The following is a 25,577-nucleotide window of genomic DNA, read 5'->3' as shown; positions in this document are numbered from 1 at the left end:
CCACCACACACCCGAACCCGGACAGCTCCCCCGGATCGAGCGTGGCCAGCATGGTCGGCGTCAGGAAGCCGTGCGTGACCCCCTCCCCGGCGATCAGCCCGGCCAGCTCCGCACCGCCGCGCACCTGCGCCGGTGCGATCACCAACCGCGCCGACGCCGCGAACGCCATCAGCAACTCCAGCACCGACGCATCGAAACTCGGTGAGGCGGCATGCAACACACGCGACGACGACCCCGCACGATATCGCTCGAGCTGCTCGACGGCGAAGTTCCTCACCCCCCGATGCGGCACCACCACCCCCTTCGGGACGCCGGTGGAGCCGGAGGTATAGATCACATACGCGGGATGGTCGACCCGCAACGGGCCGACCCGATCCGCATCGGTCACCACCGCACCGGACTGCCGAGCACACTCGGCCCGCACCGTCGCATCGTCGAGCACCAACCACCCCACCGACCCCGGCAGTGCACCCGCCTGCTCGCAGAGCGTAATACCCACCACCGCCCCGGAATCGGTGAGCATGTGCGATATCCGCTCGGCCGGATACATCGGATCCACCGGCACGAACGCGGCCCCGGCCTTGGCGACCGCCCACACCGCCAACACCGACTCCACCGACCGCGGCACAGCCACCGCCACTACCGACTCCGGGCCCACCCCCCGGCCGATCAGCACCCGCGCCACCCGGCTCGACCATTCGTCGAGCTCTCGATAGGTCAGCGATCGCGCCCCATACACCACCGCCACCGCACCCGGATCCACCCCCGCCGCCTCCGTGAAGATCTGCGGCAGAGTCCGGCCCACCACCGCCGCCGCACCCCGCACCGGCACCAACCGGCTCCGCTCCTCGACATCGAGCAGGCTCAACCGTGATATCTCGGTGTCGTGCTCCGCATGAAGAAAACGACCGATGAAGTCGATGAACCTGCTGTGAAGACGGTCCAGGTCCTCCTGGGTGTATCTGTTCGGATTTCCGTGGAGGTCGATCGACAAGGCGGCATCATGACCGCTTCCATGAACATTGATCTGCAGGTCGTCCAATATCCCGGACCGCAGAATGTGATAGGTAGCCGTCGCCTCCCCGAGATTCAACTCGGAATCGAACAGCATGAGATTCACAACGGGACCGAACACAGCCCCGATGGTGTTCAGCAGATTCGCATCACGGCGAATGTCCTCGTAGCGATACCGCTGATGACGCAGGGCCCCGAGCAGCTCCCGCGCAGACTCGGCGACCAGCTCACCGATCGTCGTCCGCACACCGACGTGGAATCGGATCGGGAGAAGATTCGCGAACATTCCCGCAGCCTGCTTCGCACCAGCGTTCGCCCGACCCGTGACGGGAAGACTCATCACGACGTCGCAGGTATTCGCCATGCGAGACAGGAACGCCGCGATCGCGGCAACGACAACCTGCGCTGGACTCTGCCCGTTCTCCCGGGTTATCGCCTCCAGCCGGGCAGTCAGCTCCGGACCCAACTCCTGCCCGCTCACCAGATCGTAGGCGGCCGGCGGAGCCGATCGTCTCGACAGGCTGATTGGCTCCGGGAGACCGGCAACCCGCTCCGCCCAGTACTGACGATCCGCAACGAACCGACCGGACTCGCGGTACTCGCGCTCCGCTCCATACAGCGTTTCCAGGTCCACCGTCTTCAGCGTCGACGGCTGCCGACCTTCCACTGCGGCGCAGTACCGCTGCGCGATGCGACGAGTGACATTCAGTCCGCCGTATCCGTCCATCGCGATGTGATGGACCCGTGAATACCAGAAGTAATGACCATCTGCCAGCACGATCAGCTTGGTTTCCGACAATTCGTCACGAAGCAGATCCACCGGTTTGCTGTAGTCGGCACGCATCCACTCCCTAGCCGAACGAACCGGATCCAGCTCCGAGCTGAGATCGAGAACACCGTCCTCGTAGGACTGCACCCCCTCCACCCACTGATAGGGAATGCCGTCTACTTCGACCAAGCGGAATCGCCCGGATTTCAGCTCCGCAGTCGCGTCAAGTCCCTCCCGAACCATCAAACCGACGTCGACAGGACCTGTGATTTCGAGGTAATGGGCAATATTGAACGACACGCCGCTCGACACCTTCTCCGCCAGCCAGACGCCGTACTGTGCCGGCGACAGCGGATACATGGCCGTCGTCACCCCCACCGTATTCTCAGACCGAGCAACCATCGAAGTTGGCCTTCCGCTACTTTCAACTTCTGAATCAGCCGAGCATTTGGATGAGGGCCAATTCGGTGGTGATCCGGGCGGCCAGGGCGGTCGCGGTGTCCGCGGTGCCGATGTCCTCTCAGACGCGGACGAATTCGTCGCCGCCGAGGCGGGCGACGGTATCGGCCGGGCGGACCGCCCCTGCCAGCCGCCGCCCGAGCCGTTGCAGGATGGCGTGCCCGAGGCTGTCGTCGACGACCTCGAAGTCGTCGACATCGACCAGCAGCACCGCGAGCAGGGTGCGCTCGCGGTGGGCGGTGTGCAGGGCGGCGGTGATCCACCGGTACGCCGCGGTGCGGTTCGGCAGCCCGGTGAGCGGGTCGTGCAGGCTCTGATGCCGCACCCGGGTTTCGGCGTCGATCCGGCCGATCGCGGCGGACAGCACCGCTACCAATCGGCCGGCCTGTTTCAGGCGTAGTGCGGCGGTCAATCCAGCGAAGCCTGCGCCGATCACGCAATAGTCGACATCTGTCATGGCGAGCTGTCCTCGTATCGAGTTCTGCGCACGACCGGAGGACCAGCGCACGATCGCGGCACCCTCGACACGGGTGCACATCGCCTTCGATCAGGTAGACGCGTCGAATCTTCAGCAATTCCCGGTTCCCGAGTCGATCTGGCAGCCAGATGCGCCCCGACGAATCCATTGCTTCCGAGAACGAGCGCGACTTCTCGTCCGGGAGGGGCCATCTCAGCTCTCCGGATCGGAGTCGTCTCATCCACGATCGGTAGCAGTCGCGTCGAATCGCCTGTGCTCAACGCTTCGATGTCTGCAAATCTGCCCCGGAACTTCAAAGTTGGACAATCCTCGGTGAGGACCGCGAGATCAGTTTCTGGCACATCAAGCCCTGATGCTGTCCGGTCATCTGCATGCACAGACACTGCCGACCACGCCCTTCGCTGTACTGTTTGCAGCATTCGCTGAGGCGGTTCGCATCACGCGACCGGTTTCACCCCAGCTCCCACCGAAATACACACGCGAGACATTGTCAATACCAGTGGATTGGTGAGGTTGGATGGCCGCGTTCCGGGTGAGCAGCCGGAGGTTCAGCGACTTTCCGGGATTCCGGTCGGTCATGAGCTCATTTCCGGGGTGAAGATGATCATAAAGTCGTCGGTGCCGAACCAGAAGCTTGTTGCCGATCCTGTGTCTACTGAGACGCCTGGGGCGAACCAGACCACGCTTCTTCGGAAGCCGAGTCGGGTAGCTGCTGGCGCTCGGATCGTCCCGCGGGGATCGTGTTCCCAGCAGATATCAGCGGCGATGATCTTCTTGCCGATCGGCCCGGCCCACCGCGGGTGGTCGGATACCGGCCCCGTGGCAGCGCCTCCGGGTCCGCTGCAAAAGAAGTCGACCATCGGCTTCGGGAAGATTCTCAGTTCCGATTCGGTGAGGTGTTGTTCCAGATCGCCGCGTATCGGTGACCGATATGGGTGATCAGTTCAACGCCCATCGTCGGTTCGTGCCAGTCGCCGAAATCCCACTCCACGGCGAGCCGACCGTCGTCGTCGATGGTTCTACGGGTAGTACACGACATCGGCGAGGCGTTGACCGCGCAGCTCGGCCACGACCGCTTCGAGGTGTTTCTCGGCAGTGGGTATCGACGGCGGCACGACATGATTGTTGCCCGGGTGATCGGATTTCACCCGCAACGGGCAGCACCTCGGAGGATGTCACCAAGCTGGCGTTCGCCAGCGTGATGTCGAGCAGGGCCGAAGCGGCGGCCCAAGTAGATCTACAGAACCTGCCGAGCACCCCTCGGCTGACCGAGACGGAGATCCGCAAACTCATGGACTCCCTCGGCGACATCGCAGCCGTCCTTGCGAACACGTACGCGGGGAGTTGTAGTCATTGCATGGGTCCTTGCGTCAGCCGAATCCTCTCAGATTCCTTGTGTGTGTGTGGACCGCGGTGTGGACGCAGAGGGGGCGCACTCTTCCGATTACGCCCCTGACCTGCTGTGGGCTGGTGTCCTGTCGCCACACGTAACCGCAGCCGTTGCACCGGTATCGGCGGACCGTAACGTGCATCGTGGTGGGCCGCCACCCGAATGGTTCGTGCGCCAACCGGCGCAGGATGGTGTCGCGAGGCACGCCCTCGCAGCCGCAGCATCGACACCACTGGTTCGGTTCGACGACACGGCATGCGAGGACCGCGCGGTCGGGATCGAGCCGCTGGCCGGTGACTTCGAGCCCGAGCTCGTCCAGTCGACAGAAAGTGGTCAGGTCAACGCGGGAGAGACCCCGACCAGGACTAGCGTCGTTCACGTCAGACGCTGCTTCGACGCCTCCCGTTGGCTGGTCAGCGGCCGATGCTGTCCAGTTCGGCCACATCCTCGCCGGAGAGGGCGAGCCCGGCGCCGGCGATGTTCTCGCGCAGATGCGCAGTCGATGACGTGCCCGGGATCAGCAGGATGTTCGGGGAGCGCCGCAGTAGCCAGGCCAGCGCGACGGACATCGGTGCTGCCCCGAGCCGGTCGGCGACTCCCGAAAGCGCCGCGGACTGTAGCGGCGTGAAACCCCCGAGGGGGAAGAACGGTACGTAGGCGATGTCGGCGGCGGCGAGTCGGTCGATGAGGTCGTCGTCGTGGCGGTGGGCGAGGTTGTACATGTTCTGCACGCATACGATCTGTCCGATGCGCCGGGCCTCGGCGACCTGCTCGGTGGTGACGTTGCTGACGCCGAGGTGGCGGATCAGACCTTCCTGCTGTAGGTCGACGAGCATCCCGAACGCCTCTGCGAGCGAGCCGGGCTGGGGGCCTTCGGCATTGCCCATACGCATGTTGACCAGGTCGAGCACCTCGAGACCGAGGGACTGCAAGGTCTCGTGGACCTGCTTGCGCAGGTCTTCGGGCCGCCGGGCTGTGGGCCAGCCGCCCTGCGCGTCGCGGTTCGCCCCTACCTTGGTGGCGATGAACAACGACCGAGGATAGGGGTGCAGGGCTTCGCGGATCAGCTCGTTGGTGACCTGCGGGCCGTAAGCGACACTGGTGTCGATGTGGGTGATCCCGGCCTCGACTGCCTCGCGCAGTACCGCCAGGGCACCGTTGTGGTCGGCGGGCGGGCCCATGACCCACGGGCCCGCGAGCTGCATCGCGCCGTAGCCGAAGCGGGTGACGGGCGAATCGCCCAGAGTCCAGGTGCCGCCGGGAAGTGAGGTGGGGGATGCGTTCATCGTGCTTCGTTCTGCTCTCTGATCCGAGGTGGCGCGTGTCGCCACCTCGGACCATCATTGGGGAGTTACTTCCTATCCGGAAGTAGGCACCTCAAGGTGCGTAACTCACTCTCAGGAATAGGTGTGATCAGGTTGGGGACGACAAGCGCCGCTCAGCGGCGAGCGCAGGCCAAGGTGGAATACAACGCGTTCTTGGCGGCATGCCCCAGTCGCCAACTGCTCGACCGGATCTCGGACAAGTGGGTTGTGCTCGTTCTATGCGCGCTCGGGGGCGACGCTTCCGACCAGCCCGGTGCGGCGAGCGATGCGAGGGCGATGCGCTACTCCGAGATTTCGCGCCTGCTGGCGGGAGTCAGCCAGAAGATGTTGACCCAGACATTGCGGTCGCTGGAACGTGATGGCCTGATCACCCGCACCGTGACGCCAACCGTCCCCGTCACCGTCTCCTACAAGGTGACCGACCTTGGCCTCTCCCTCCACCACCTGACCCGCGGACTCAGATCATGGGCGCAGAGCCACATGGACGAAGTCCTCTTATACCGCGCGACCTACGACGCTCGCGTCTCGTAACCAACACCTCGAACCGTCAGATACCACCACACCCTCGATTGTGAAGAGCCGCGAAACGCCTCGACCTGGGTGTCGAGGTCGCGGGCCATCATCGATACCTGGGAGTTGGAAAGGGTTGTGATGCCGAGTGATTCGACGAGTTTCTCCATCCGTCGTGTCGATACTCCGAGCAGATAGCAGGTGGCCACTACTCAGAAAACGAATCCTGTTGAGCGAGTGAATAACCCGGCATCCGAGATCACCAAAATTGTGCCAGATCCGCGTCACGGACGTCGTTGTCCGCTGAGGTGGTCGAGGCAGGGCAGGACGATATGGTTGGCGCCCGATCGTCGAAGCCCATGGGCGAGCCATAGGAACGAGCCGCTATTGGGGTCGGCTCCGTAGAAGACGGTAGCGAATTCGATCCCGTCGTGTTGTGCCTACTGCTCGTGACGGTCGTCGTGTCAAGCTTGCGGGGTGCCCTCGATGGAGTCCCCGAGGTGCCCGTCCGCCGGATCTGTCGTTCGATGTCCGGTGACCCGGCTCTGGCCCCGAGTTCGGCTTGTGATGTCGGCGTGCAGTCAGGGTCTCGCACCGCAGGTCTGCGCGAGCGTGCTCGGCGTTCAGGTATCGAGATCGCGGCATGTGTAGCCGAGCAGGCCTATCGCCGTCAGGATCGCCGCGATCGCGAGGAGCACGAGGCTGGCGACCCAAGCCGGTCCGGTGTCGGGAACGGCAGACAGGTGAGCGAAGGGCGAGACATTGATCAGCCATGCCGGTGCTCGGATGCTTCGGGCGATGACGTCGAGCAGGAACCCTCCGGCGACGGGGAGTGCGCCGACCGGCCCGACCGCGGCCGGATACCAGCCCAGCGCGAGCATCGCGGCGCCCAGCCCCAGCAGGGCGATCGGCGCGACGTTGATCGCTCCGGCGAGGGCGGCGTCGATCCCCAGCGGCGCGCCGGTCAGTGCAGCACCGCTCCACATCGCGACAGCCGCGGTGATCAACAGGACGAACGATCCCGCCGCGGTCACCGCGACCTCCGCGGCTGCGATGCGACACCGGGGCACCGGCAGGGCATGCAGCACAGTCCAGCGCCGCGCCTTCTCGTCCGCGCCCATGGCCGCGAGCCGAGTCGCGCAGTAGAGCCCGACCGGAATCGCGAGCAAGCCGAACAGCGCCGCGGCGAAACCGGTGGCCGAATCGAGGCCTGCGAATCCAGCCGACGCGGCGAGCTCGGCGAAGCGGGCATTGCCCTCGAAGAACTCCAGGATCGAGGAGATCAACGCACCGATCAGCAGGAAGTAGGTCGCGATACCGATCGACCACGCCATTGTCGGCATGACCGCCCGACGCAGCGCGAAGGCACTCATCGAACCCAGCAGCCGAGTGCGCGCAGGACGGGTAGCCGGAAGAACGATCAGCGCGCCGCCGAGGTCGCGATTGCGAGCAGCAGCCAGCGCGGCGACCGCGAACGCAACACCCACAGCCACCAGCACCAGCAGCGGCTCATAGCGGTTGCCCGCATAGGGCGCGGCGCGGGCAACGAGCCCGAACGGTGTGACCCATGCGGTCCAGGCGACCTCGGACACACCATCGGCGAGCATCCGCAGCAGCAGACACACGCCCAGGACCGCGCCGGAGAATCCCGCGGCCGCGGCCCGGGAGGGCAGCAGTTGCGCGGCGAACAGTCCAGCGCAGCTGAAGACGACGACAGTGCCGAACACGCAGAAGGCGTGCACGATCGCTCCGGCGGGATCGGTGCCGGTCAGGATCAACGCCATTCCCACGCCCGTCGCGATCAGGAGGGCCGCCATGGCAAAGGTGACCAGGCACCGCACCAGCAGATCCACCGCGCGCACAGCTCCGCCGAGGAGCAGGTCCCAGCGCCCGGCATCCTCTTCTCCACGGGTGACGCGAGTGGCGGCCAGCAGCGCCCAGACACCGCTGAGTACCAGGACGGGGGTACCGGTTCGCCACACGGTGAACCCGCCGGGATCGTCGAGCGCGCGTGGAGTTCCGAAAAGGACTCGGATAGCGGGGTTTTCGGCCAATGCGTGGATGGCGTCGGTGTCGATGGCATCGGCGAAGGTGGTCTGATACTGGCCGGCGACGAGGGCAGACATTCCCGCCGCGGTGACCGCCACGAGAACCGCTCCTCGCCGGATCTGCCGCGCGGTGAGCCATTGGACAGCCCGGCCAGGCGCCGGTGCCTGCCTCACCTCTGTCCGGACTGCGGTGGTCATCGCTCGTCCTCGCCGTAATAGTCGAGGAAGATCTCCTCGAGGCTGGGCTCACGCAGCGAAAGGGCGGTCGCCTCGGACGCGGCCAGTGCCCGTAGCGCCGGCGCGGGCGGTCCGGACAAGGTGAACCGCACACGACTGCCATCGAGTCGTTCGACTGCCGCCACCCCCTCCACACCATCCAGTGACGGCGCGCCGCCTCGATAGGAGACTTCCACGACAGTGCGCTGCAGGCGGCGCAGGTCCGCCAATGTCGCGATCTCGACCAGACGACCGGCCCGCAGAATTCCGACCCGATCACACAGCGCTTCGACCTCCCCGAGCTGATGCGAGCTCAGGAACACCGTTTGACCCCGCTCGCGCGCCTCGCCAACGCACCGGCGAAATTCCCGCTCCATCAACGGATCCAGCCCAATGGTCGGTTCATCGAGAACCAGCAGAGGTGCGCGAGTGGCGAACGCGGCGACCAAGGCGACCTTCTGACGATTGCCAGTCGAATACGCCTTGCCCGGCTTGTCGAGTTCGAGCGCGAAACGGTCGATCAGCTCGCCGCGATACGCCGCATCGATTCCAGGGCCGACGCGGGCGAGCAGCTCGAGGATCTCGGCTCCGGTCAACGACGGCCACAGCGCGACGTCGGCGGGCACGTAGGCCAAGTGGCGGTGGGCCGCACGAACGTCGCCCGCGAGGTCACCGAACACGCGCGCCACCCCTGCGGTGGGGCGGATCAGGCCGAGCAGAAGCCGGATCGTGGTCGACTTCCCGGCGCCATTGGGCCCGAGAAATCCGAATACTTCACCGTGTGAGACTCGCAAACTGAGGTCATCGACAGCGAGCGTGCGACCGAACCGCTTCGACAGGTGGTCGATCGTGATGGCCGCGCTTGAATCGAGGGCGCGCGCGGACAACGCCGCAACAGTGGACATGGAAGCCCTTTCCTAGTCGGCGAACTGACCTGCCGACCAGACTTCCCGGCGCACCTACCAAACAGGCTACTCCGGAAAGGAGCCGTCTCACGGCGTTTCCAGCGGACGCGAAGGCAAGCGCAAGGGAGGCGACAGCGCGTAACACTTCGAGCCGATCGGCCATGGAATCCCCACCGCATCAACCCGCCGAAGCCTGCCCCGCAGCAACCGACAGTACTCTCCGTGAAAATTCATCAGGGTCACACCGTGGGTGTCGGTTGCGTGTTCGGTGATCGGCAGATCCGTTGCGCTGCCGAGGATTTCGTCCAGCACGTAGTGCGCTTCGCGTTTCGTGGCGACGATGATCTTCGTGCCGTAGGTGGCGTGCTGATCGGTGACGTGGGTGTAGGTCGACTTCACCCGGCCGCCGTGGATGACCATCTCCCGGGCCGAGGTCGACTTGCCGCGCACCTGTCGCGCATCGAATCCGAGACCCGCCACCGCGCCTCATCGTCACGCACGATGTCGACCTTGCTGGTCGCCGGTTGGCAACATTCTGATGCTGCTGGCCGGTCAGAGGTCACCGTCGAACGACGAGCTGAACGAGACAAGAAGACGGTGTGATGATTGCCATCATCACAGCCACGATCGCCAGTGCGACCGATTTCGGTGTGCTGTGGTGGATAATCGCCAGACAGTCCAGCACTGTGGCGAGACCCGCATCGCCCTCGTAGGTTACAGCCAGGGTGCCGACGCCGCCGGAGATCTCGCGGCCGAAATCGGACGCGGCGGCAGCGTCGTGGCTCCGGACCGTCTCGTCGGCGTCGGTCTGCTCCCCGACCCACAGCGCGCCCCCACCGACATCCAGGTCGGGCCGCAGGTCGGCGGGGCGGGCGCGATCGGCGCGCGACCGGGAGGGCTCGGCCTGGTCCACAGCAAGGTCCGTACCATCTGCGCAACCGGCGACCTGTACTGCTCGACCGACGACGAGGATTTCCTCCTCCGCTTCGGCGGTTACCTCGCCCGGGCGTCGGGCACCACGTCGGACCCGGTGCTGCACAAGTGCGATGCCGCCGCGCTCCTGGACGCGATCCGGTCGCGCGGCGGCATCGCGGCTCTCCCAACCGATTTCGACGAGGAAACCAGCGGGCAGCGCGCGCAGCTGGCACACTTCTACGGCTCCGGGACGCACATGTCGTACGGCACCTATCCGGTCGGAGACGGGCACACCGCTATCACGTGGATGCACGACTACCTCGCGAACCTGGCCTGAGCGCCCACCCGTGCCGACCTCGACCGTTCAGATCATCATCGCCGAATCCTGCGCCGCCACAGCGCGGCGACCGCCACCAGCGCCCAGATCACGACGACAGCGGTGAGCAGTCCCGTGCTGTAGTCGCGATCGAGGACGGTGGGGTTGGCCGCGTTCGCGTGTTCGCGGCCGAGGACGGCCACGGCGAGCAGCCCGAGCGTCACGGTGCATACCGCGCCGACGACGACCGGCGCCCACGACCACGCAGGCAGCAGACGTCGGGCCGTGAGACCCGCGGCGGCGCACAGGGGCGCGAACACCCCGTCGTGCAACACGATCGCGGCGGCGAACCACCACGCGATCGAGATCAGGTCCGCGCGCGGAAAGTCGAGCAGCTGGCTGAATCCGTGCCAGCCCAGCCAGAGTCCGGCCGCGCCGAGCAGCAGCCGGATCATCGTCATCATCGCACCTCGATCGAGGACAACCATTTGGTTTGCAGGACGCCGGGTCGGGTCGGGGCGATGAGTCGACACGGATAACCATGGTCGAGATCGAGGTCCTCCCCGTTCAGCCGCAGCGCGATCAGGCTGTCGGCGGCGACTACGTGGGACTCCGGAAGCGCTGAGCGGCTGTAGAGCCCACCCTGCTCCAAGGAGCGGAAGACGGCGTCGCCACCGGTGTAGTCGCCAACCGCGCCGAGCAGATCGCGCACCCTGATTCCGGACCAGTCCGCGCTGACACTCCATCCCTCGACACAGGCCAGCGGCAGCGTCGCGGTGGTCTGCGGCAGCGCCGCGAGCGCGTCCCGGGTGAACTCGGCGGTGCGTTCGCCCACCGTGACGGTGAGCCGGTAGGCCGCATCGCGGGCGCGTTCGGCGACACCGGCCTCGACCGCGGTGCGATTCACCGGAAGCCCCTGTGGCCCTTCGCCACTGCGCGGTGCGAGCACCGAGATACGACGAAGCAGCGGCACCGTCTGCCCCGCGACGGCGACCCCGACAACCGCGGCCGCGGCGACCGCCGCCCCGAGCACGACCCGCCGCGAAGCCGTGCCGCTATCGGCGCTGGGCTCGACGGCGGGCCGAGCCAGTGCGGTGTGCACCACGGGAAGTTTCACCGCGAGGTGCACCGCGAGCGCACCGATCGCGACATAGGCGAGGGCGTAGTGGGTGGTGGTGAAGAAGAACCGCCACGGGTAGTACTGCGCGGAGTTGAGCAGTCCGGTCACCAATTGGAAGATCATCGAGCCGACCAGCACCGCGATCGATCCGCGTTCGAGCAGGTGCAGCGGATTGCCCAGGATCGGGCGGGCGAACAACCTCGGAAACACCGACCACAGCTTGACGATCAGCAGTGGTATCGCGACCACACCTGAGATGACGTGGGCGCCTTGGCTGACGCGGTAGAGCCAGACCGGGTGCGCGGGCCACCAGAACCAGGCGGGCGGATGCTGGATCCAGTGACTGATCAGGCCGGTCACGAGGCAGATCGCGACGGCGATTCCGAGCAGGATGCCGACCCGGGCGGCGACGGCCGTCGAGCGGGCCGGGGAGATGCGCGCGGTCACCGCCGCGGGCAGCAGCAGGGCGGTGTCGGTTCCCGGTTGGGCTTCGGTGTCGCGAGGCTTGTGGTCTTGCGCCACGGTCACTCCTCAGAGGTGGTCAGGGGCCGCGCGTGCGGTCGGCCGCGGTAGGGGCTCCGAGGCGTTCGGGCGTCTCGGGGACAACCGGAATTTCGGGGATGATCGGCCGCCGCGACACCCCTGTCGTGGTACCGACCCGTCACGGCCGGCTCCCGCTGCCCACGGTGAGGCGGGCCGCGACGGCCGCGAAGCGTCCACCCGAGGCCTCGGCGACCGGCGCGATGTCGTCGACCTCGTCGACGTCGGTCAGCATCGGCAGCAGGCCGATGTCATAGCCGTTGCGGAACAGTGCGTTTCGCGTCAGTTCACCGGTCGTGGTCGTCGACATGGGTATCCCGACGAGCATCCGGGCGATGCGCGGATCGGTGAGTCCGAGCATCCACCAGCCACCGTCGGTGGCCGGACCGAGCACCGCCTCCCGGCCCGCCGCCAATTGCGCGGCCGCCTCGGCGAACAGCGCGGGGGTCACCTGCGGGGTATCCATACCGATCTGGACCACGGGATCACCGGGACGTGCCGCGTCGGCGTGTGCGTTGGCCAGGCGTTCGCCGAAGGTCCGGCCGCGCTGCGGCACGACTTCGAAATCGGCGAGGGCGCTGACGATTTCAGTGGCGTGCTGAGCGTGCGTGACAGAGCCGGTCCACGCAACGATCGCATGGCGCGGATTGCTGGCGCGCACCGCGTCCAGGGTGTCGAGCAGCGCGGCGGCGGCCAGGGTGGCGGCGTCGACGGGCCGCAGCGGCGGGGTCAACCGGGTCTTGGCGAAGCCTGCGATCGGGGCCTTCGCGACGACGAGCACCGTCGCGTCCAGGGTGGTCATCGAACGCTCCAGAAGTCGCGGGCCGCCCGGATCGTGCCGAGCACCGAACCGGAAACCTTCGACACCCCATGGGTTCTCGGCCGGTAGGTGACGTCGCGTTCGACTACGCCCCAGCCTGCCGAGGCCGCCCGCGCCAGCAGCGCCAGCGGATAGCCCGACCGCGGATGCAATGGACCGAGGTCGACCAGTTCGGCGCGGCGCAGGACGCGCATCGCGGCCAGATCGTGCACCACCAGGCCGTACCGGCGACGCAGCCAGCTCGCCAGCACCCAGTTGCCCAGCCGAGCATGCCACGGCCAGGCCCCCGGCACAGGTCGACGACGTCCCGCCACCATCGTGACTTCGGGTGCGAGAGCGGCTACAAGCCTGGGAAATTCGGCCGGATCCATGGATCCGTCGCCGTCGAGCACCGCGATCAGTTCGGTCGTCGACGCGTCCACTCCGGCTTGCACGGCGCTGCCGTATCCCGGCCTGGTCTCCGTGACGACCTGAGCGCCATGCGCCCGCGCGACGGTCGCGGTGGCATCGGTCGAGCCGTTGTCGACCACGATCACCTCGTAGGCGGCGGGGATTGCCGTGAGGACGCCGGGCAGTGCTCCCGCTTCGTTTCGGCAGGGAATCACCACGGTCACTCGCCGTGTGCTTTCTGCAACGTTCACACCACTGACCGTAGGGTCGTTTCAGCGGAAAATGCCTGCTGAAACCAGTGACGAAACTGTGACGGCGCGATCGCGTTGGTGTGCGAGGAGGTCTGTGGAACCTACCGTGAACCAGTGCGGAAGACGACTGACCGACCCCTGCGCCGAGCGATTACCGGGCGGGCCGATCTATACGGCGCGGGTGCCGCGGCGGCCCTGGTCGCGCTGGCGATCCTGGTGCCCCTGCTGGGGAGCGACCAATGGCGAGACAGCCTGTACGCGGCATCGGCCCCGATCTTCGGCAGTTGGGATCCGCACTGGGGGTGGGGAACGGCACCGGCGATCGCGATCGGCGCGCTCGTCACCCTGTACGGACCGGGCCTCGCCGCCCGATTGCCCTGGCGCACAATGCTGCTCGCGGTCTGGCTCACCGGGCTGGCGTGGGCGTTCGCGCTGGCCATGGTGGACGGCTGGCAGCGCGGCTTCACCGGACGGCTGGACAACAGCCACGAGTATCTGCACGAGGTCGGCGGCGTCACCGACATCGGCGCGATGCTGCGTGGTTTCGCCGACCGCATTCTCGACTTCCAACCCGATTCCTGGACCACACACGTGTCCGGTCATCCACCGGGGGCGCTGCTGACGTTCGTGCTGCTGGACCGCGCGGGATTGGGCGGAGGAACCTGGGCGGCGCTGGTGTGCACCGTGATCGGGTGCAGCGCGGCGGTCGCGGTGGTGGTGGCGATTCGCGCACTCGGTGCACCGGACCGTGCGCGCGCCGCGGCCCCGTTCCTGGCGCTGGCGCCCGCCGTGATCTGGCTGGCGGTGTCGGCGGACGCACTGTTCGCCGGTGTGACGGCATGGGCCGTCGCGCTACTCGCCCTCGCGCTCCAACCGGGTCGACGACGGCCGATAGCCGCGTTCGCGGCCGGGTTGCTGTTCGGGTACGGGCTGTATCTGAACTACGGCCTGGTTTTGATGGCGGTCCCGGTGCTGGCAGTGCTCGCGCTGCGTGGGGTGTGTCGCGCGGCGGCCGCGGCGGCCGGGGTGCTGGTAGTGGTCGCGGCCTTCACGGCGTTCGGGTTCTGGTGGCTGGACGGCTACCACCTCGTCGTGGAGCGTTACTACCAGGGCATCGCCACCACGCGTCCGGTGTCGTACTGGGTGTGGGGGAACCTGGCCGCGACAGTCTGTGTCGTCGGCTTGGCGAGCGCGGCGGCGCTGACCCGGCTCCCCGGCTCGCTCGCACTGCCGACCAGACTCCGTCCGAATCCGGTTGTGGTACTGAGCGATTGGCGCGAACGCGTCGACCCGGCCGCCCTGCTGGCCGCCGCCGGACTCCTCGCCCTGCTCGCGGCCGACCTGAGCGGTCTGAGCAAGGCCGAGACCGAGCGCATCTGGCTGCCGTTCGACGTCTGGGTGCTGGCCGCGACGGCGCTGCTGCCCGCCTGGTCGGCACGCCGGTGGTTGGCCGTGCAAGCGATTGGCACACTCCTACTAGCCCATCTCATCCTGACGAATTGGTGACCGACACGATGCGTATCCTGATTGCCGACGACGACCCGGTGGTCCGCGAGGTGGTACGGCGCTACCTCGAGCGCGACGGGCTGGAGGTCGTCGAGGCAGCCGACGGCGCGACCGCGCTGGCCCGCCTCGAGGCCGCCGATATCGACCTCGCGATCCTCGATCTCATGATGCCGCCGCCGGACGGCATCGCCCTGTGCCGGGGCATCCGAGCCGGTGATCGCGCGGACATCCCGATCATCATGCTCACCGCACGCGGCGAGGAGGACGATCGCGTGACCGGCCTGCGGGTCGGCGCCGACGACTACGTCACCAAGCCGTTCAGCCCCCGCGAACTGACCCTGCGGGTCGCCTCGGTGCTGCGACGGACCTGGGCCGCGGCACCGTCCGGTGAACCGGTGTTGCGTGGCGGACCGATCGAATTGCGTTCTGCCGCAAGGACGGTCCACGTCGCCGGGACCGCGGTCGAGCTGACCGCGCGGGAGTTCGACCTGCTGGCGTTCCTGCTGGCCAATCAGCAGCGTGTCTTCAGCCGCACCGAATTGCTCGAGCGGGTGTGGGGCTGGAACTTCGGCGATCAGTCGACAGTCACGGTGCACATCAAACGCCTGCGCGCCAAACTCGGCGCCGCCAGCCGGATCGACACCGTGTGGGGTCGCGGCTACGCCTGGGGTAGGAGCAAGGACGAGGGGCGCGACGATGCCCGCTGACGTCTCCGGCCTGATCGGTCTCGCGCTGATCGGTACCCTGCCCGTGGTCGCGGCCGGCGCGCTCGTACTGCGGCTGATCCGCAATCGCCTGCTCAGTACCAGCATGGTGATCCTGGTGCTGATCCCGACCCTGGCCACGCTGACAGGTTTCGTCGCGGTCAGTCGACTGATGGTCACCGACGAACTCTGGCGTGTTGCCGTGGTTCTCACGGTGGTCACCGCGGTGACGGTGCCCGCGGCGGTGCTGCTCGGCCGGGCCCAGGCGCGGCAGCTGGTGTGGGAACAGCAGATGCTCGAGCAGGAACGCGTCGCCGAGCAGTCGCGCCGGGAACTGGTCTCGTGGGTCAGCCACGACCTGCGCACCCCGCTGGCCGGTATTCGGGCCATGGGCGAGGCGCTGGCCGACGGCGTGGTCGACGCCGACGCCGACATCACCCGCTATGGGCTCCAGATCGTGCGCGACACCACCAGGCTCTCGGCGATGGTCGATGACCTGTTCGAGATGTCGAAGATCAACGCCGGCGCGCTGCGCCTGCATCTGGAACCCCTCGACCTGCGCGAACTCGTCGACGAGGTGTGCGCTGCGAACGAACCCGCCGCAGCGCGCGCCCAGTTGACGCTCACCGCCCGGCAACCGCTCACCCGTGTCATGGTGGCCGCCAGCGATCAGGCGCTGACCCGCGTACTCACCAATCTTGTCGGCAACGCGATCGCGCATACACCGCCGGGCGGCCGGATCGAGATCGCCGCGGGCGCCGACGACCAGGCATGGGCCCGAGTCACCGACACCGGGCCCGGCATCGCGCCCGAGGACCTGCCGCGCATCTTCGAAGCCGGATACCGCGGGACAACGGCACGGACGCCCGGACTCGGCGAATCCGGCGGCAGCGGTATGGGTTTGGCCATCGCGGCCGGACTGATGTCCGTCCATTCGGGCACCATCACCGCGACGAACCGGGAGCCCGGCGCACGGTTGGAGATCCGACTGCCCCGGTTGTCGCCGCCGAGCGCCGGAGGCTGATCGGTTCACCAAGTTGGCGCGCCCGCGCCGCCGACGGCGCGCAGTGGCGCACGAGCGAATTCGGTCAGTCCGGGCTCCGGCCCGATCGCGGCGGTGAAATCCAGCAGCTCGCGGGCGCGGTCCGGACTCGCCACGACATGGCGGACATCGCCCGGCCGGAACTTCCCGGTGATCACTGGCGCGGGTCCGAGGTGGGCGGCCGCGAGCAGCGTGGCGACCGCTCCGATGGAGATCGGCTGTCCCGAAGCGATATTCAGCGCGACGAAACCGGGCAGCGGCCGTTCGACCGCGGCGAGATTGGCCGCGGCGACATCGCGGACATGCACGAAATCGCGCATCTGCCCGCCGTCCTCGAAGACTTGCGGCGGCACGCCCGCCGCAAGTGCCGACCGGAACAGCGCGGTGACACCGGAATACGGTGTGTCCCTTGGCATATCATCGCCGTACACATTGTGATAGCGCAGCGCGGTGACAGCCGAATCAGTGGCGGTCGCCCAGGCCGCGGCATAGTGCTCCTGGGCGACTTTGCTCGCCGCGTAGAGACTTCGGGGGCGCACCGGCGTGTCCTCGCCGACCGGGGCCCAGCCGAGGGGTTCGCCGGAGTGCAGGTCACGGTGTTCGAAGAAGCCACGCTCGAGCTCGTCCCGACTGCGCGGCGCCGGTACCCGTGAAGTGGAATCGGCTGCGCGATAACAGCCTTCGCCATACACCACCATCGAGGACGCGAGCACCATGCGTCGACAGCCCGCCCGCGACATCGCGGCCAGCAGCACCGCGGTGCCGAGGTCGTTGTGGCTGGCGTAGGCCGGCGCGTCCTGGGCGCTCACACCCGCCCCGACGACGGCGGCCTGATGACACACCACGTCGATGCCGGTTAGCCGGTCGTCCAGGGCCGCTGGGTTGCGCACGTCGACACGCTCGACGCCGACCGGCGGCGGCGCCGCCGGACCGTGTGCGGCGGCCAGCATCAGGTCGACGGCAACCACCTCGTGCCCGGCATTAGCCAGAACGCGCCGCACCTGGGACCCGATGAAACCGGCCGCGCCGGTCAAGAGCACTCGCATGGGGTCGAGTCTGTCGATGCTCGCCTGGAATTCCCAGCAAATCCCGCTGTACCGGACCAGCGGTAAGAATTCCGTCACATTTGACAGCGCGGACATGATGTCAATGTTTCGTCAGATTTTCCCGGGGTCGCCGAATGCCATTCTGCGGAATGCTGGGCGGGTGCTGTTGGACATGGACGAGACCTGGGAGGCCGGCATGGCGGCAACCGTCGCCGATCGTATTCGGACCCGCATCGAACGGTCCCACCACGAACGCATCCTGGGTGGGTGGGGTGGCCGAAACCCACGCCACAGCCGCGCACCCGCCACCCACGACATCGTGCTGACCAGCAACGACTACCTCGCGCTCGCGGACGACCCACGGATCGCGGTGGCGGTGTGCCGAGCCGCGCTCGACCGCCCGCCCGCGACGGGCCACCGCGCGGAGCGGGCCAGCGCCGACCTCGAAGCCGCGCTGGCCACCCATGTGCACGCGCAGAGCGCAGTGCTGTGCCAATCAGGGTGGGAGGCGAATGTCGGTCTGCTGCAATCCATCGCCGATCCCGCAACCCCCGTCTACCTCGACAGCCGCACACACATGTCCTTGCGGTTCGGCGCTCGGGCCGCAGGCGCGCCCGTGTACTCCTTCCGACACAACGTCCTCGACGACCTGCGCGCACTGATCACCGCGCACGGCCCCGGCGTCATCGGCGTCGACGCGATCGACAGCACCGGGGGCAGCCACGCCGCGCTGGCCGCGCTGTGCACGTTGGCCGAGGAGTCCGGTGGTGTGCTGATCGTCGACGAGTCACACGCGCTGGGCGTGACCGGACCGCGCGGTGCGGGTGTGGTCGTGGCGCTCGGCCTCACCGACCGGGTCGCCTATCGCACCGCGAGTCTGGCCAAGGCGTTCGCCCGGCACGCCGGGGTCGTCTTCGCTCGTGATCCGGATTTCGCCGGATACTTTCAGTTGGAGGCGGCGGCCGCGGTGTTCTCCTCGCCCGTCCCCCACGCCGATATCGCCGCGCTGACGGCGACGCTCGCGGTGATCCAAGAATCCGATTCCCGGCGCGACCGGCTGCGGGAGGTGGGGCACCGAATCCGAACAGCGTTGCGCACGACGGGATTCGAGCTGGCGGGGGCGGCCGGCCACCTGGTGTCACTACCCACCGGGCCCGCGCCGCATGCGATCGCTGTCCGAGACCATCTGGAAAAGCTCGGCGTCTTCGGCTCGCTGTTCTGGCCGCCCGCGACCCCCGACGACGCCACCCTGATCCGCTTCTCGCTTCATGCCGCACTGACCGACTCCCAGGTCGACCGCATCCTCGACGCCTGCCGTGAGGTCGCGAACACGTACGGGCCGATCCCGCCCGCTATCGCTTGACCGCCTGATGAATGGCATCGATCGTGCCGGGTCCACCTGATCAACAGCTTGCCGACGCGGCCATCGATCCAATGGTGCGTCGGCAGATGGAAATGAGGTTCCCCCGCTAATCCGGAGAGCGGATTATCTGGTTCCGGCTGGAACCTGGTAGTTCGCTCTCCGACCAAGCGGGAGAACCTCATCTCGGCCTTCACCCGCCAGGATGTGCGTGATCTGTCTGGGCCCAGGCGACGCTGGCCGGTGAATTGGCGGGACGGGCGGCCAGGACCATCTCGGCCCGGGAACTCGAGCAGCTCGGCGATGTCGTCCCCGAGTACGGCAGGGCCATGACCGCGGGCGATACCGACCGCATCGTGACTCTCGGCCGCGAGTTCCATCGCCGGATCAACCTCGCCGCTGATTCGCACCGTCTGGTGACGGCTGTTGGGTTCGATCGTCAAACAGTTACCCGACCGGTTCTTCGGCGATATCGAGGGTCACACCGAACAGACGCGCCATTTCCATCCGGCGATCCCCGAGGCGCTGTGCAAGCGCCGCGCCAAGACGGCGACCACGCTGATGCGCGATCACATCGCGCCCGGCACCAACGATCTGGTGGCCGTGCTCGACGAGCACGGGCTCTGGGCCGAGGACGCCGAGTCCAGGCCTAGAACGTTCACCTGTCGATGACGACGTGTCGAAGTTCTGGTCGATCTGGTTGTCGGTGAGGAACTCCCGCAGAAGTTGTGTGCCCCGGGTGTCCGACGGACAATATCGTCGACATCCACTGATCCAGGCCCGTTCGCGCGGCGCCTGCTGCCGGGAGGGCAGTCGGAATGTTCGTCGAACCGCTGTCGGGGCATCGCTATTTTCGGACCGACGACCCCGAGGTGGCCCGAGCGGGGATGGCCGGCATCCTGCGTGAGCACCGGCTCGACCCGGGCGCCTCCACCATGGAGGCCAGCTGCAATATCGTCCGGTACGGCGATATCGGCCTGGTCTACAAGCATTACGGGGTTCAGGTTCGGATCCGGACCGACCCCATCGAAACCTTCCGCCTGATTCAAATACCGCTGGCCGGGTGGGTCCGGGTGCTCGACGGCACCGCCGATATTGCCTGCGACCCGGCGGTGGCCTCGGTTCCGGACCCGGATGCGCCCCTGGACATGAACTGGCACGAGAGCAGCAGGCAACTCCTGGTCCGAATCGACCGTGCCGCGTTGGACGACCATTTGCGGCGGATGCTGGGCCGGCCGCCGGATCGTCCGTTGCGGATGGCCATCGCCATGCAGTTGCGATCACCGGCCGCCCGGACCTGGTTCGAATCGCTGCGCATGCTGCAGACCGACGCCGAAGGTCCGGGCCTGTTTCTGGATCCGCGGCTGCGGCCGCAGGTCGAGCAGCTGATGATGTCGCAATTCCTGCTGGCCCAGCCGAACAGCTGTTCGGAGCTCCTGCTCGACGACGCCCCCGGAAGGTCGACGCCACGACCCATCCGCCTGGCCGAGCAACTCATGGCCGACCATGCGCACGAAATGCTCACCGTCACCGATATCGCAGAGGCAGTGGGACTTTCGGTGCGGAGTCTCCAGGAGGGCTTCCGGCGATACCTCGACACCACACCGACGGCGCGATTGCGTGAAGCCCGGCTGGTGGGCGTGCACTCCGCGCTGGTCGCCGCGGACCCCACTATGACCACGGTCGCCGCGGTGGCCGCGGACTGGGGGTTCTGGCATCTGGGCCGTTTTTCGGCCCTGTACCGGCGGCGATGGGGTGTGCCGCCGTCGGTGACGCTGCGCGCCTGACGCACCGCGCAGCCCGGACAGAACTCGCGCGAGGTGGATAGTCGCGGACGGTCCGGACCACCCATCATGAGTGCGGCGGATTTCCGCCCACCGATACTCGATCCCACCGGCTTTGAAGGGTCAATCATGTTGTCACTCAGACTGTTTAGCCGTCTCAGCGTCGCGGCGGCAGCCACCATCGCGGTCGCCGGGTACGGCGCAGCCCTCGCGCCGGCGCCGGCATCGGCGGCCTACGACTGCCCGGGCGGACTGTTCTGCGGCTACGACCACCGCGACGGCTCCGGCATGTTCGTGCAGGTCGACAACAACTGCCTGCTGCACGACATCGGCAACGGCGGAATGGGAGATCGTTTGAGCTCGTACTGGAACCGCACCGGAAAGACGGTCGGCGTCTACAACTGGACCGGTCAGAAGTGGCAACTGCTCGTCGCGGTCCCCGACAACAGCAAGGGCAATGTGCCCGCCGACGGTGACAACAAGGCCGATGCCCTGTGGGTCTGCGGCTGAGGCTTGCAGTACTCGGTAGACCCTCCCGGCGCACCACCGGGAGGGTCTTCTGTCTGTCGCGCTGAAAGGCCGCCGACGTTACCTGTTCAACGTGGCAGCGATGTGCAGGACGGCTTGGTAGCGGACGGCGAGCTTGTCGAACCGTGTTGCGGACAGCGAGCTCGGTAGGCCGCCGAGTCCCGGCTCGTCGGAACCCGGGCCGGGCGGATCTTCCGGTCGGCCGGAGTCCGAGGGGGGCGGGAGACCCGGTGTCGATCCGAAGAAGGAGGCCGATCGCCAAGCGCGCATCGCCAAAGGCGAGGCGCTTCTCAACGACACGCGGATCGGTGATACCGAGGATTCCCTGGGCCAGGCGATCTGGGGTGACCGGCCCGCGACCGATCGCGCTCGGCAGCGAGCGGCGGACCTGGTCGGTGGTGGCACGACCTTCAAGAAGAAGGCTTTGGCGGAGGGAATCCAGGACCGAGCCATCCAATGGGCGTTCGAGCAGGGCGGGCGCAATAATCCGGGGCGATTCTCCAATGCCTACGAGTACTACAAACTGAAATTCGACGAATATCGCGGATCGCTGGACCCGTCGCTGTACCGGAACCAAAATCTCGATGCCCTCGCGGCGAGGATGTTCGAAAATCGCATTGCCGACGAGATGTTGGCGATCGATGTCCAGACGGTCCTGCGCAGCGGACGCGGCGCGGTGAATCTCGGTGCGAATCTGTCCGACGAGGCGATGGTATCGGCGCTGCGCAATGCCGAGGGGTTGGGCTTCGATGACCCGGTCTCTAGTGCGTATCACACCCTCAAACACCGCGATGAGTACCCCGATATCGAGAAGGTCGGGCCGACCGAGATCGAGTCGTATCAGAACAGCGCGGCCCGAACCGTCCGCGAGGGCCGTTTGGTTCAGGTCGGGGTCGACGACGCGACCGGAGCGACGAAACTGGTTTTTCACCGAGTGATCGATGACGGCGCGGGCGGTACGAAGATCACTGAGGCGATCGTATGGGTCGATACCGAGGGGCGTGCCTCCATCGCCTCGTACGGCGCTCCGAAGGCGGTTCGGCTGGGACCGGACAAACAGTTGCCGCCGGAATGGGAATTCGGCGGCGCCCGATCGGACGCACCGCAGATCCTGCCCGAAGACGCCGATCCCGCCCCGACCGGAATACCGCGCCCGCTTCTCACAGTGCCGCCGCTGCTCTCGCTGCGACCCGGCGAATCCACGCCGAACTCCGGCGACGGAACAACCGCACCGTGGGCGGGTGACCTACTACAGCACCTGCGGGAAACGATCGAGATGGCTCAGCGCACGGTCCCGCGGACCTTCGCGGCGATGCCCGTCGCTCGCGCCGAGACGTCGCAGGATCGGCCGCTGACGTTCAATATCCGCGTGCCGAGGCCGACAACGGACATGCGAGCGGAATCGGCTAGGGTGCTGACCTATTCAGCCCACCTCGGTTGATTCGTAAGGGGATCGATATGGCGCGCAATTCCGACGATGGCGGAGATGAGAAAATGGCTTCGACTGTGAGAGACAAGTTGATGCGTGACACGATCGCGGCATTCGAGGAATCCGCGTCGATCGCGGACTCCGGCGCGGATGATGTGATACGTGGGCGCGATTCCGCATTCAGGCGGGCGATGGCGTATCTGTTCGAGGTCTGCCTCGACTCCGAGCGGGCGAAGGCAGGTTCCGGGTGGGCCGAATTCCGGGAGCGGGTAATAGGTCTCATGCGGCGCAACGGGTGGGCGTTCCACAATTACATCGACGCCACCACAGAAGCGTCACTGCATTCCTCGGTGGACGGCTGGGACTCGTGGACATCGGCGTGTCGGCGCCGGTCCTCGGTGCAGTTCGTCATGGACGAATTCGACGGCGCCGCGTTGCTGTACGCCGGTGATTACGACGTCGAGTTGTTGCGGGAGGCCGACGAGGAACTCCGCGAACGCGCGCACCGGGTCTCGCCGCTGCCAGACGACCTGCTCCCGCCCGGTATTCCGGAAACCCACTGGTGGTGGTTGTCGCCGGGGAACCCGTGAGGCCGGTCGGGAAGGCCCGGGACGGCGAGTCCGTCGGTGCCGCGCCCGGACCGCTCGTGCCGGGCCCGCCCGGCATGGGTATGGCCTCAGTGTGAGTGATGAGCACGGCAGCGTGCCCAGTTCAGGAACGGAGCGGGCCGTGGCGCGAAGGTACCGGTCACACGGAACAGCACCGACGCGATCGCGTACCGGCCTGCCGTGAGACCGATCGTAGTGCCAGCGGTCGTTCCCAGCATCAATCCGAGGAGTAGTCCGACATCGAGCCCTTGCTCGAACTGGGGCAGCATGGTTCGGGCGAGCTGAGCTCCGGACAGGTGATCGGGGATTCCGTATAGCCGAAGAACGAGCCAGCTACGAAGCAGGAATATAGGGCCGGTCAGGATGCCGACTGTGAGCAGGACCGTGAGTCCGACGGCGATGGCGGCGGTTCGGACGTCGCGGATCACCCGCTGTTCGTCCACGCCGAGTGCGAACCGGTCTTCGCTGGTCGTGCCCAGTGCCTTCATGACCGCGATCGCCACCCCGAGAGGTAGTAGGCACAGCGAAATCAACCAGCCCGCAATAGCGATCGCGCCGGAGGGGCCGCGCGGCTGGAAGTACCACATCCAGGTCGTCAGCGTGAGCGCGAACGCGATGATCGCCCCGGCGACCAGCATGCCTTGCAGGGTTCTGCGGCCTCGGGATCTGCCCGGGATACGCCAAGCCAGGCGCGGTGGCGCGGCGAGTTTCGGAAGGAACCGTGTCAGGACAGACCAGAATCCGAACCACAACCCCAGCCACAGCCAGGTCAGTATCGCTGTCCCGCCGATGAGATAGGGGCCGGACAACAATCCGGTCGCCGTGCTGTAGAAGAGCCCGCCTCTCAGGACGAACGCAGATAGCGTCAGTGATCGGGTCGGCCGCGCACCGGCCAGTTCCCAGATCCGGTCGAGGGTGATATCGGTGCCGCCACGTCCCCCGAGTCCGCTGTGCCTGGAGGTGCTCGGCGAGGTTGTGCAGCCAGATATCGACAGCGCGTTCGGTGTAGGCGCGGGTCGCCGCGGTGCGTTCAGTCGCGGCGATCGCCGCCGGAATCATGCTGGCGAACAACAGATCACACACCGCCGTGACGGTGGAACACGCGGCCAGCGCGTCGGCGGTGTCACGGCCGCCGCCATGTAGAGCGGGCGCGGCCAGTCCGAGCAGCCACGGTGTGCGCAACGCGGTGGCCAGCGGTCCGTCCGGATCTTGCTCGAGCCGCGCGGTCACCGACGCCCACGCCTGTTCGGCAACTCCGAGCTGGTCACGGTAATCATCGAGATAGCAGTAGATATCGGTCGTGGTCAGCGTTTGCACCGTCACCGTGGTCGCACCGTGCAGACCGGCATCGCCACGCAGGTCGGTGATCCTGGCGAACGCCGGAGTGCGGCATAGGACGACGAGAAAATGGATCGGTTCTTCGACACCCCGCTCACCCCCGAACATCCAGCTCTACCGAGGTGCAGCACCTCCGTCGGCGAGTGCGCCGCAAGGCCTGAAGCGGTTAGGTTGCATCCTGTACCTGCCATCTCGCGTGCAGACCGCATTCTCGCCGCCGGACAAGCGGGACTTTCCGTGACGAACCACAAGATGGTGGACTATCGCCGTGACCGGTTCGTTCTGGTTGGATCTGCTGATCGGCGTCGTGGCCGCGCTCTTGCTGGCCTGGCTCGCGCTGGTAGTCGCGCTGGTGGTTGTGCGTCCTCGCGGCGGGCTGCTCCGGGAAGCGCTGCGAATTCTCCCCGACACCCTGCGCCTGATCCGCCGCCTGGCCGCCGACCGGTCTCTGTCCCGCGGTGTTCGGATCCGGCTGTGGCTGGTCCTGGCCTACCTCGCCTCACCGCTGGACCTGATACCAGACTTCATCCCTCTCATCGGCTACGCCGACGACGCCATCATCATCACCGCGGTCCTGCGCAGCGTCGTCCGCACCGCCGGCGGCGCCGCGGTCCGCGCACATTGGCAGGGCACCGATGACGGATTCGCCGCGCTCGCCCGGCTCACCGGGCTGCCGACGTCGTAAATCGTTCGGTTCTCCGACACCCCGCCACCCGGCGGCGGTGCGGTCCGGAGTTTCAGTTTTCTCAGGCGGAGTCCGCCGCCG

Annotated in this window: 24 protein-coding genes and 4 pseudogenes; 13 read left to right on the top strand and 15 right to left on the bottom strand. The window is 67.1% G+C overall.

What is annotated here, in order from left to right; all coding sequences use genetic code 11:
* The 5 genes and pseudogenes from AC3EO7_RS36210 to AC3EO7_RS36190 form a co-directional block, all read right to left on the bottom strand.
* On the bottom strand, positions 1 to 2,155 hold a 2,155-nt coding region (locus tag AC3EO7_RS36210; protein ID WP_431972493.1), incomplete at its 3' end, for an AMP-binding protein.
* Positions 2,156 to 2,303: 148 nt separating this feature from the next.
* The gene (locus AC3EO7_RS36205; protein ID WP_431972494.1) at positions 2,304 to 2,699 is read right to left on the bottom strand and encodes a diguanylate cyclase domain-containing protein; all 396 of its coding nucleotides are present in this window, start codon (positions 2,697 to 2,699) and stop codon (positions 2,304 to 2,306) included.
* A gap of 1,040 nt (positions 2,700 to 3,739) precedes the next feature.
* Complete coding sequence (locus AC3EO7_RS36200; protein WP_431972495.1) at positions 3,740 to 3,874, bottom strand: hypothetical protein; 135 nt, start codon at positions 3,872 to 3,874, stop codon at positions 3,740 to 3,742.
* A gap of 312 nt (positions 3,875 to 4,186) precedes the next feature.
* Positions 4,187 to 4,489, bottom strand: a pseudogene (locus tag AC3EO7_RS36195) (ISL3 family transposase); the annotation flags it as partial.
* A 34-nt stretch (positions 4,490 to 4,523) separates the two neighbouring features.
* Entirely contained in the window at positions 4,524 to 5,396 is an 873-nt protein-coding gene (locus AC3EO7_RS36190; RefSeq protein WP_431972496.1) for an aldo/keto reductase family oxidoreductase, read from the bottom strand.
* Positions 5,397 to 5,528: 132 nt separating this feature from the next.
* On the opposite strand from AC3EO7_RS36190, the gene AC3EO7_RS36185 reads away from it, so the two are divergent.
* A complete protein-coding gene (locus tag AC3EO7_RS36185) occupies positions 5,529 to 5,966 on the top strand; it encodes a winged helix-turn-helix transcriptional regulator (RefSeq protein ID WP_431972497.1) in 438 nt (145 codons plus the stop codon).
* Between the two features lie 50 nt (positions 5,967 to 6,016).
* On the opposite strand, the pseudogene AC3EO7_RS36180 reads toward AC3EO7_RS36185, so the two are convergent.
* The 4 genes and pseudogenes from AC3EO7_RS36180 to AC3EO7_RS36165 form a co-directional block, all read right to left on the bottom strand.
* Positions 6,017 to 6,157: pseudogene (locus AC3EO7_RS36180) on the bottom strand (transposase); the annotation flags it as partial.
* A 411-nt stretch (positions 6,158 to 6,568) separates the two neighbouring features.
* Positions 6,569 to 8,092, bottom strand: coding sequence for a polyketide antibiotic transporter (locus tag AC3EO7_RS36175; protein ID WP_431972498.1), 1,524 nt, complete (start codon positions 8,090 to 8,092; stop codon positions 6,569 to 6,571).
* Positions 8,093 to 8,187: 95 nt separating this feature from the next.
* Positions 8,188 to 9,114 (bottom strand): ABC transporter ATP-binding protein, encoded by a 927-nt coding sequence (locus tag AC3EO7_RS36170; RefSeq protein ID WP_435593680.1) that lies wholly within the window; start codon positions 9,112 to 9,114, stop codon positions 8,188 to 8,190.
* 225 nt (positions 9,115 to 9,339) lie between these two features.
* A pseudogene (locus AC3EO7_RS36165) lies at positions 9,340 to 9,561 on the bottom strand (Tn3 family transposase); the annotation flags it as partial.
* Between the two features lie 91 nt (positions 9,562 to 9,652).
* Here AC3EO7_RS36165 and AC3EO7_RS36160 point away from each other — a divergent pair.
* Positions 9,653 to 10,366, top strand: a complete 714-nt coding sequence (locus tag AC3EO7_RS36160; protein ID WP_435593679.1) for a cutinase family protein — start codon at positions 9,653 to 9,655, stop codon at positions 10,364 to 10,366.
* Positions 10,367 to 10,401: 35 nt separating this feature from the next.
* On the opposite strand, the gene AC3EO7_RS36155 is transcribed toward AC3EO7_RS36160, so the two are convergent.
* From AC3EO7_RS36155 to AC3EO7_RS36140, 4 genes are all read right to left on the bottom strand, one after another.
* On the bottom strand, positions 10,402 to 10,806 hold the full coding sequence (locus tag AC3EO7_RS36155) for a hypothetical protein (RefSeq protein ID WP_435593678.1): 405 nt from the start codon (positions 10,804 to 10,806) through the stop codon (positions 10,402 to 10,404).
* Complete coding sequence (locus AC3EO7_RS36150) at positions 10,806 to 11,924, bottom strand: molybdopterin-dependent oxidoreductase (protein ID WP_435593681.1); 1,119 nt, start codon at positions 11,922 to 11,924, stop codon at positions 10,806 to 10,808. Before AC3EO7_RS36150 ends, AC3EO7_RS36155 begins: the two co-directional genes overlap by 1 nt.
* Before the next feature lie 202 nt (positions 11,925 to 12,126).
* Positions 12,127 to 12,807, bottom strand: coding sequence for a TIGR04282 family arsenosugar biosynthesis glycosyltransferase (locus AC3EO7_RS36145; protein WP_431972502.1), 681 nt, complete (start codon positions 12,805 to 12,807; stop codon positions 12,127 to 12,129).
* Positions 12,804 to 13,466 carry a glycosyltransferase family 2 protein gene (locus tag AC3EO7_RS36140; protein ID WP_435593677.1) on the bottom strand — a complete coding sequence of 221 codons (663 nt, stop codon included), beginning with the start codon at positions 13,464 to 13,466 and terminating at the stop codon, positions 12,804 to 12,806. Before AC3EO7_RS36140 ends, AC3EO7_RS36145 begins: the two co-directional genes overlap by 4 nt.
* A gap of 114 nt (positions 13,467 to 13,580) precedes the next feature.
* On the opposite strand from AC3EO7_RS36140, the gene AC3EO7_RS36135 reads away from it, so the two are divergent.
* The 3 genes from AC3EO7_RS36135 to AC3EO7_RS36125 are packed head-to-tail and all read left to right on the top strand — an operon-like array spanning position 13,581 to position 16,700.
* Positions 13,581 to 14,972 carry a hypothetical protein gene (locus AC3EO7_RS36135; RefSeq protein WP_435593676.1) on the top strand — a complete coding sequence of 464 codons (1,392 nt, stop codon included), beginning with the start codon at positions 13,581 to 13,583 and terminating at the stop codon, positions 14,970 to 14,972.
* Positions 14,973 to 14,980: 8 nt separating this feature from the next.
* The gene (locus AC3EO7_RS36130; protein ID WP_435593675.1) at positions 14,981 to 15,679 is read left to right on the top strand and encodes a response regulator transcription factor; all 699 of its coding nucleotides are present in this window, start codon (positions 14,981 to 14,983) and stop codon (positions 15,677 to 15,679) included.
* Positions 15,669 to 16,700, top strand: a complete 1,032-nt coding sequence (locus AC3EO7_RS36125; RefSeq protein ID WP_435593674.1) for a sensor histidine kinase — start codon at positions 15,669 to 15,671, stop codon at positions 16,698 to 16,700. The genes AC3EO7_RS36130 and AC3EO7_RS36125 overlap by 11 nt, the downstream gene beginning before the upstream one ends.
* A 5-nt stretch (positions 16,701 to 16,705) precedes the next feature.
* Here AC3EO7_RS36125 and AC3EO7_RS36120 read toward each other — a convergent pair whose 3' ends face one another.
* Positions 16,706 to 17,764 (bottom strand): NAD-dependent epimerase/dehydratase family protein, encoded by a 1,059-nt coding sequence (locus AC3EO7_RS36120; RefSeq protein ID WP_435593673.1) that lies wholly within the window; start codon positions 17,762 to 17,764, stop codon positions 16,706 to 16,708.
* Positions 17,765 to 17,924: 160 nt separating this feature from the next.
* Between AC3EO7_RS36120 and AC3EO7_RS36115 the strand changes: the two genes are divergently transcribed.
* The 7 genes and pseudogenes from AC3EO7_RS36115 (at position 17,925) to AC3EO7_RS36085 (ending at position 23,455) form a co-directional block, all read left to right on the top strand.
* The gene (locus AC3EO7_RS36115) at positions 17,925 to 19,127 is read left to right on the top strand and encodes an aminotransferase class I/II-fold pyridoxal phosphate-dependent enzyme (protein WP_435593672.1); all 1,203 of its coding nucleotides are present in this window, start codon (positions 17,925 to 17,927) and stop codon (positions 19,125 to 19,127) included.
* A gap of 245 nt (positions 19,128 to 19,372) precedes the next feature.
* Positions 19,373 to 19,534: pseudogene (locus tag AC3EO7_RS36110) on the top strand (FCD domain-containing protein); the annotation flags it as partial.
* Positions 19,535 to 19,550: 16 nt separating this feature from the next.
* Complete coding sequence (locus AC3EO7_RS36105) at positions 19,551 to 19,796, top strand: hypothetical protein (RefSeq protein ID WP_435593683.1); 246 nt, start codon at positions 19,551 to 19,553, stop codon at positions 19,794 to 19,796.
* A gap of 146 nt (positions 19,797 to 19,942) precedes the next feature.
* Positions 19,943 to 20,911: an AraC family transcriptional regulator gene (locus AC3EO7_RS36100; protein ID WP_435593671.1), complete on the top strand. Its 969-nt coding sequence runs from the start codon at positions 19,943 to 19,945 to the stop codon at positions 20,909 to 20,911.
* A gap of 66 nt (positions 20,912 to 20,977) precedes the next feature.
* Positions 20,978 to 21,418 (top strand): peptidase inhibitor family I36 protein, encoded by a 441-nt coding sequence (locus AC3EO7_RS36095; protein ID WP_488186320.1) that lies wholly within the window; start codon positions 20,978 to 20,980, stop codon positions 21,416 to 21,418.
* Positions 21,419 to 21,551: 133 nt separating this feature from the next.
* The gene (locus tag AC3EO7_RS36090; protein ID WP_431972511.1) at positions 21,552 to 22,877 is read left to right on the top strand and encodes a hypothetical protein; all 1,326 of its coding nucleotides are present in this window, start codon (positions 21,552 to 21,554) and stop codon (positions 22,875 to 22,877) included.
* A gap of 80 nt (positions 22,878 to 22,957) precedes the next feature.
* Positions 22,958 to 23,455: a hypothetical protein gene (locus AC3EO7_RS36085; protein WP_435593669.1), complete on the top strand. Its 498-nt coding sequence runs from the start codon at positions 22,958 to 22,960 to the stop codon at positions 23,453 to 23,455.
* An 86-nt stretch (positions 23,456 to 23,541) separates the two neighbouring features.
* On the opposite strand, the gene AC3EO7_RS36080 is transcribed toward AC3EO7_RS36085, so the two are convergent.
* Positions 23,542 to 24,111 (bottom strand): hypothetical protein, encoded by a 570-nt coding sequence (locus tag AC3EO7_RS36080; RefSeq protein WP_435593668.1) that lies wholly within the window; start codon positions 24,109 to 24,111, stop codon positions 23,542 to 23,544.
* Positions 24,112 to 25,079: 968 nt separating this feature from the next.
* Between AC3EO7_RS36080 and AC3EO7_RS36075 the strand changes: the two genes are divergently transcribed.
* Positions 25,080 to 25,496 (top strand): YkvA family protein, encoded by a 417-nt coding sequence (locus tag AC3EO7_RS36075; RefSeq protein WP_435593667.1) that lies wholly within the window; start codon positions 25,080 to 25,082, stop codon positions 25,494 to 25,496.
* The last annotated feature ends 81 nt before the right edge of the window (positions 25,497 to 25,577 follow it).

Source organism: Nocardia sp. bgisy118 (assembly GCF_057708605.1).
The sequence above is the reverse complement of the archived record's forward strand: the minus strand, read 5'-3'. Positions and strand labels throughout refer to the sequence as shown.

What these genes read in the sequence shown, in the direction of transcription:
- AC3EO7_RS36205 (WP_431972494.1), bottom strand. Translation starts at nt 2,699, where the DNA reads ATGACAGATGTCGACTATTGCGTGATCGGCGCAGGCTTCGCTGGATTG.
- AC3EO7_RS36095 (WP_488186320.1), top strand. Translation starts at nt 20,978, where the DNA reads ATGAGTGCGGCGGATTTCCGCCCACCGATACTCGATCCCACCGGCTTT.
- AC3EO7_RS36190 (WP_431972496.1), bottom strand. Translation starts at nt 5,396, where the DNA reads ATGAACGCATCCCCCACCTCACTTCCCGGCGGCACCTGGACTCTGGGC.
- AC3EO7_RS36080 (WP_435593668.1), bottom strand. Translation starts at nt 24,111, where the DNA reads ATGCTGGTCGCCGGGGCGATCATCGCGTTCGCGCTCACGCTGACGACC.
- AC3EO7_RS36120 (WP_435593673.1), bottom strand. Translation starts at nt 17,764, where the DNA reads ATGCGAGTGCTCTTGACCGGCGCGGCCGGTTTCATCGGGTCCCAGGTG.
- AC3EO7_RS36170 (WP_435593680.1), bottom strand. Translation starts at nt 9,114, where the DNA reads ATGTCCACTGTTGCGGCGTTGTCCGCGCGCGCCCTCGATTCAAGCGCG.
- AC3EO7_RS36145 (WP_431972502.1), bottom strand. Translation starts at nt 12,807, where the DNA reads ATGACCACCCTGGACGCGACGGTGCTCGTCGTCGCGAAGGCCCCGATC.
- AC3EO7_RS36085 (WP_435593669.1), top strand. Translation starts at nt 22,958, where the DNA reads ATGCGTGACACGATCGCGGCATTCGAGGAATCCGCGTCGATCGCGGAC.
- AC3EO7_RS36100 (WP_435593671.1), top strand. Translation starts at nt 19,943, where the DNA reads ATGTTCGTCGAACCGCTGTCGGGGCATCGCTATTTTCGGACCGACGAC.
- AC3EO7_RS36125 (WP_435593674.1), top strand. Translation starts at nt 15,669, where the DNA reads ATGCCCGCTGACGTCTCCGGCCTGATCGGTCTCGCGCTGATCGGTACC.
- AC3EO7_RS36155 (WP_435593678.1), bottom strand. Translation starts at nt 10,806, where the DNA reads ATGACGATGATCCGGCTGCTGCTCGGCGCGGCCGGACTCTGGCTGGGC.
- AC3EO7_RS36130 (WP_435593675.1), top strand. Translation starts at nt 14,981, where the DNA reads ATGCGTATCCTGATTGCCGACGACGACCCGGTGGTCCGCGAGGTGGTA.
- AC3EO7_RS36160 (WP_435593679.1), top strand. Translation starts at nt 9,653, where the DNA reads ATGCTGCTGGCCGGTCAGAGGTCACCGTCGAACGACGAGCTGAACGAG.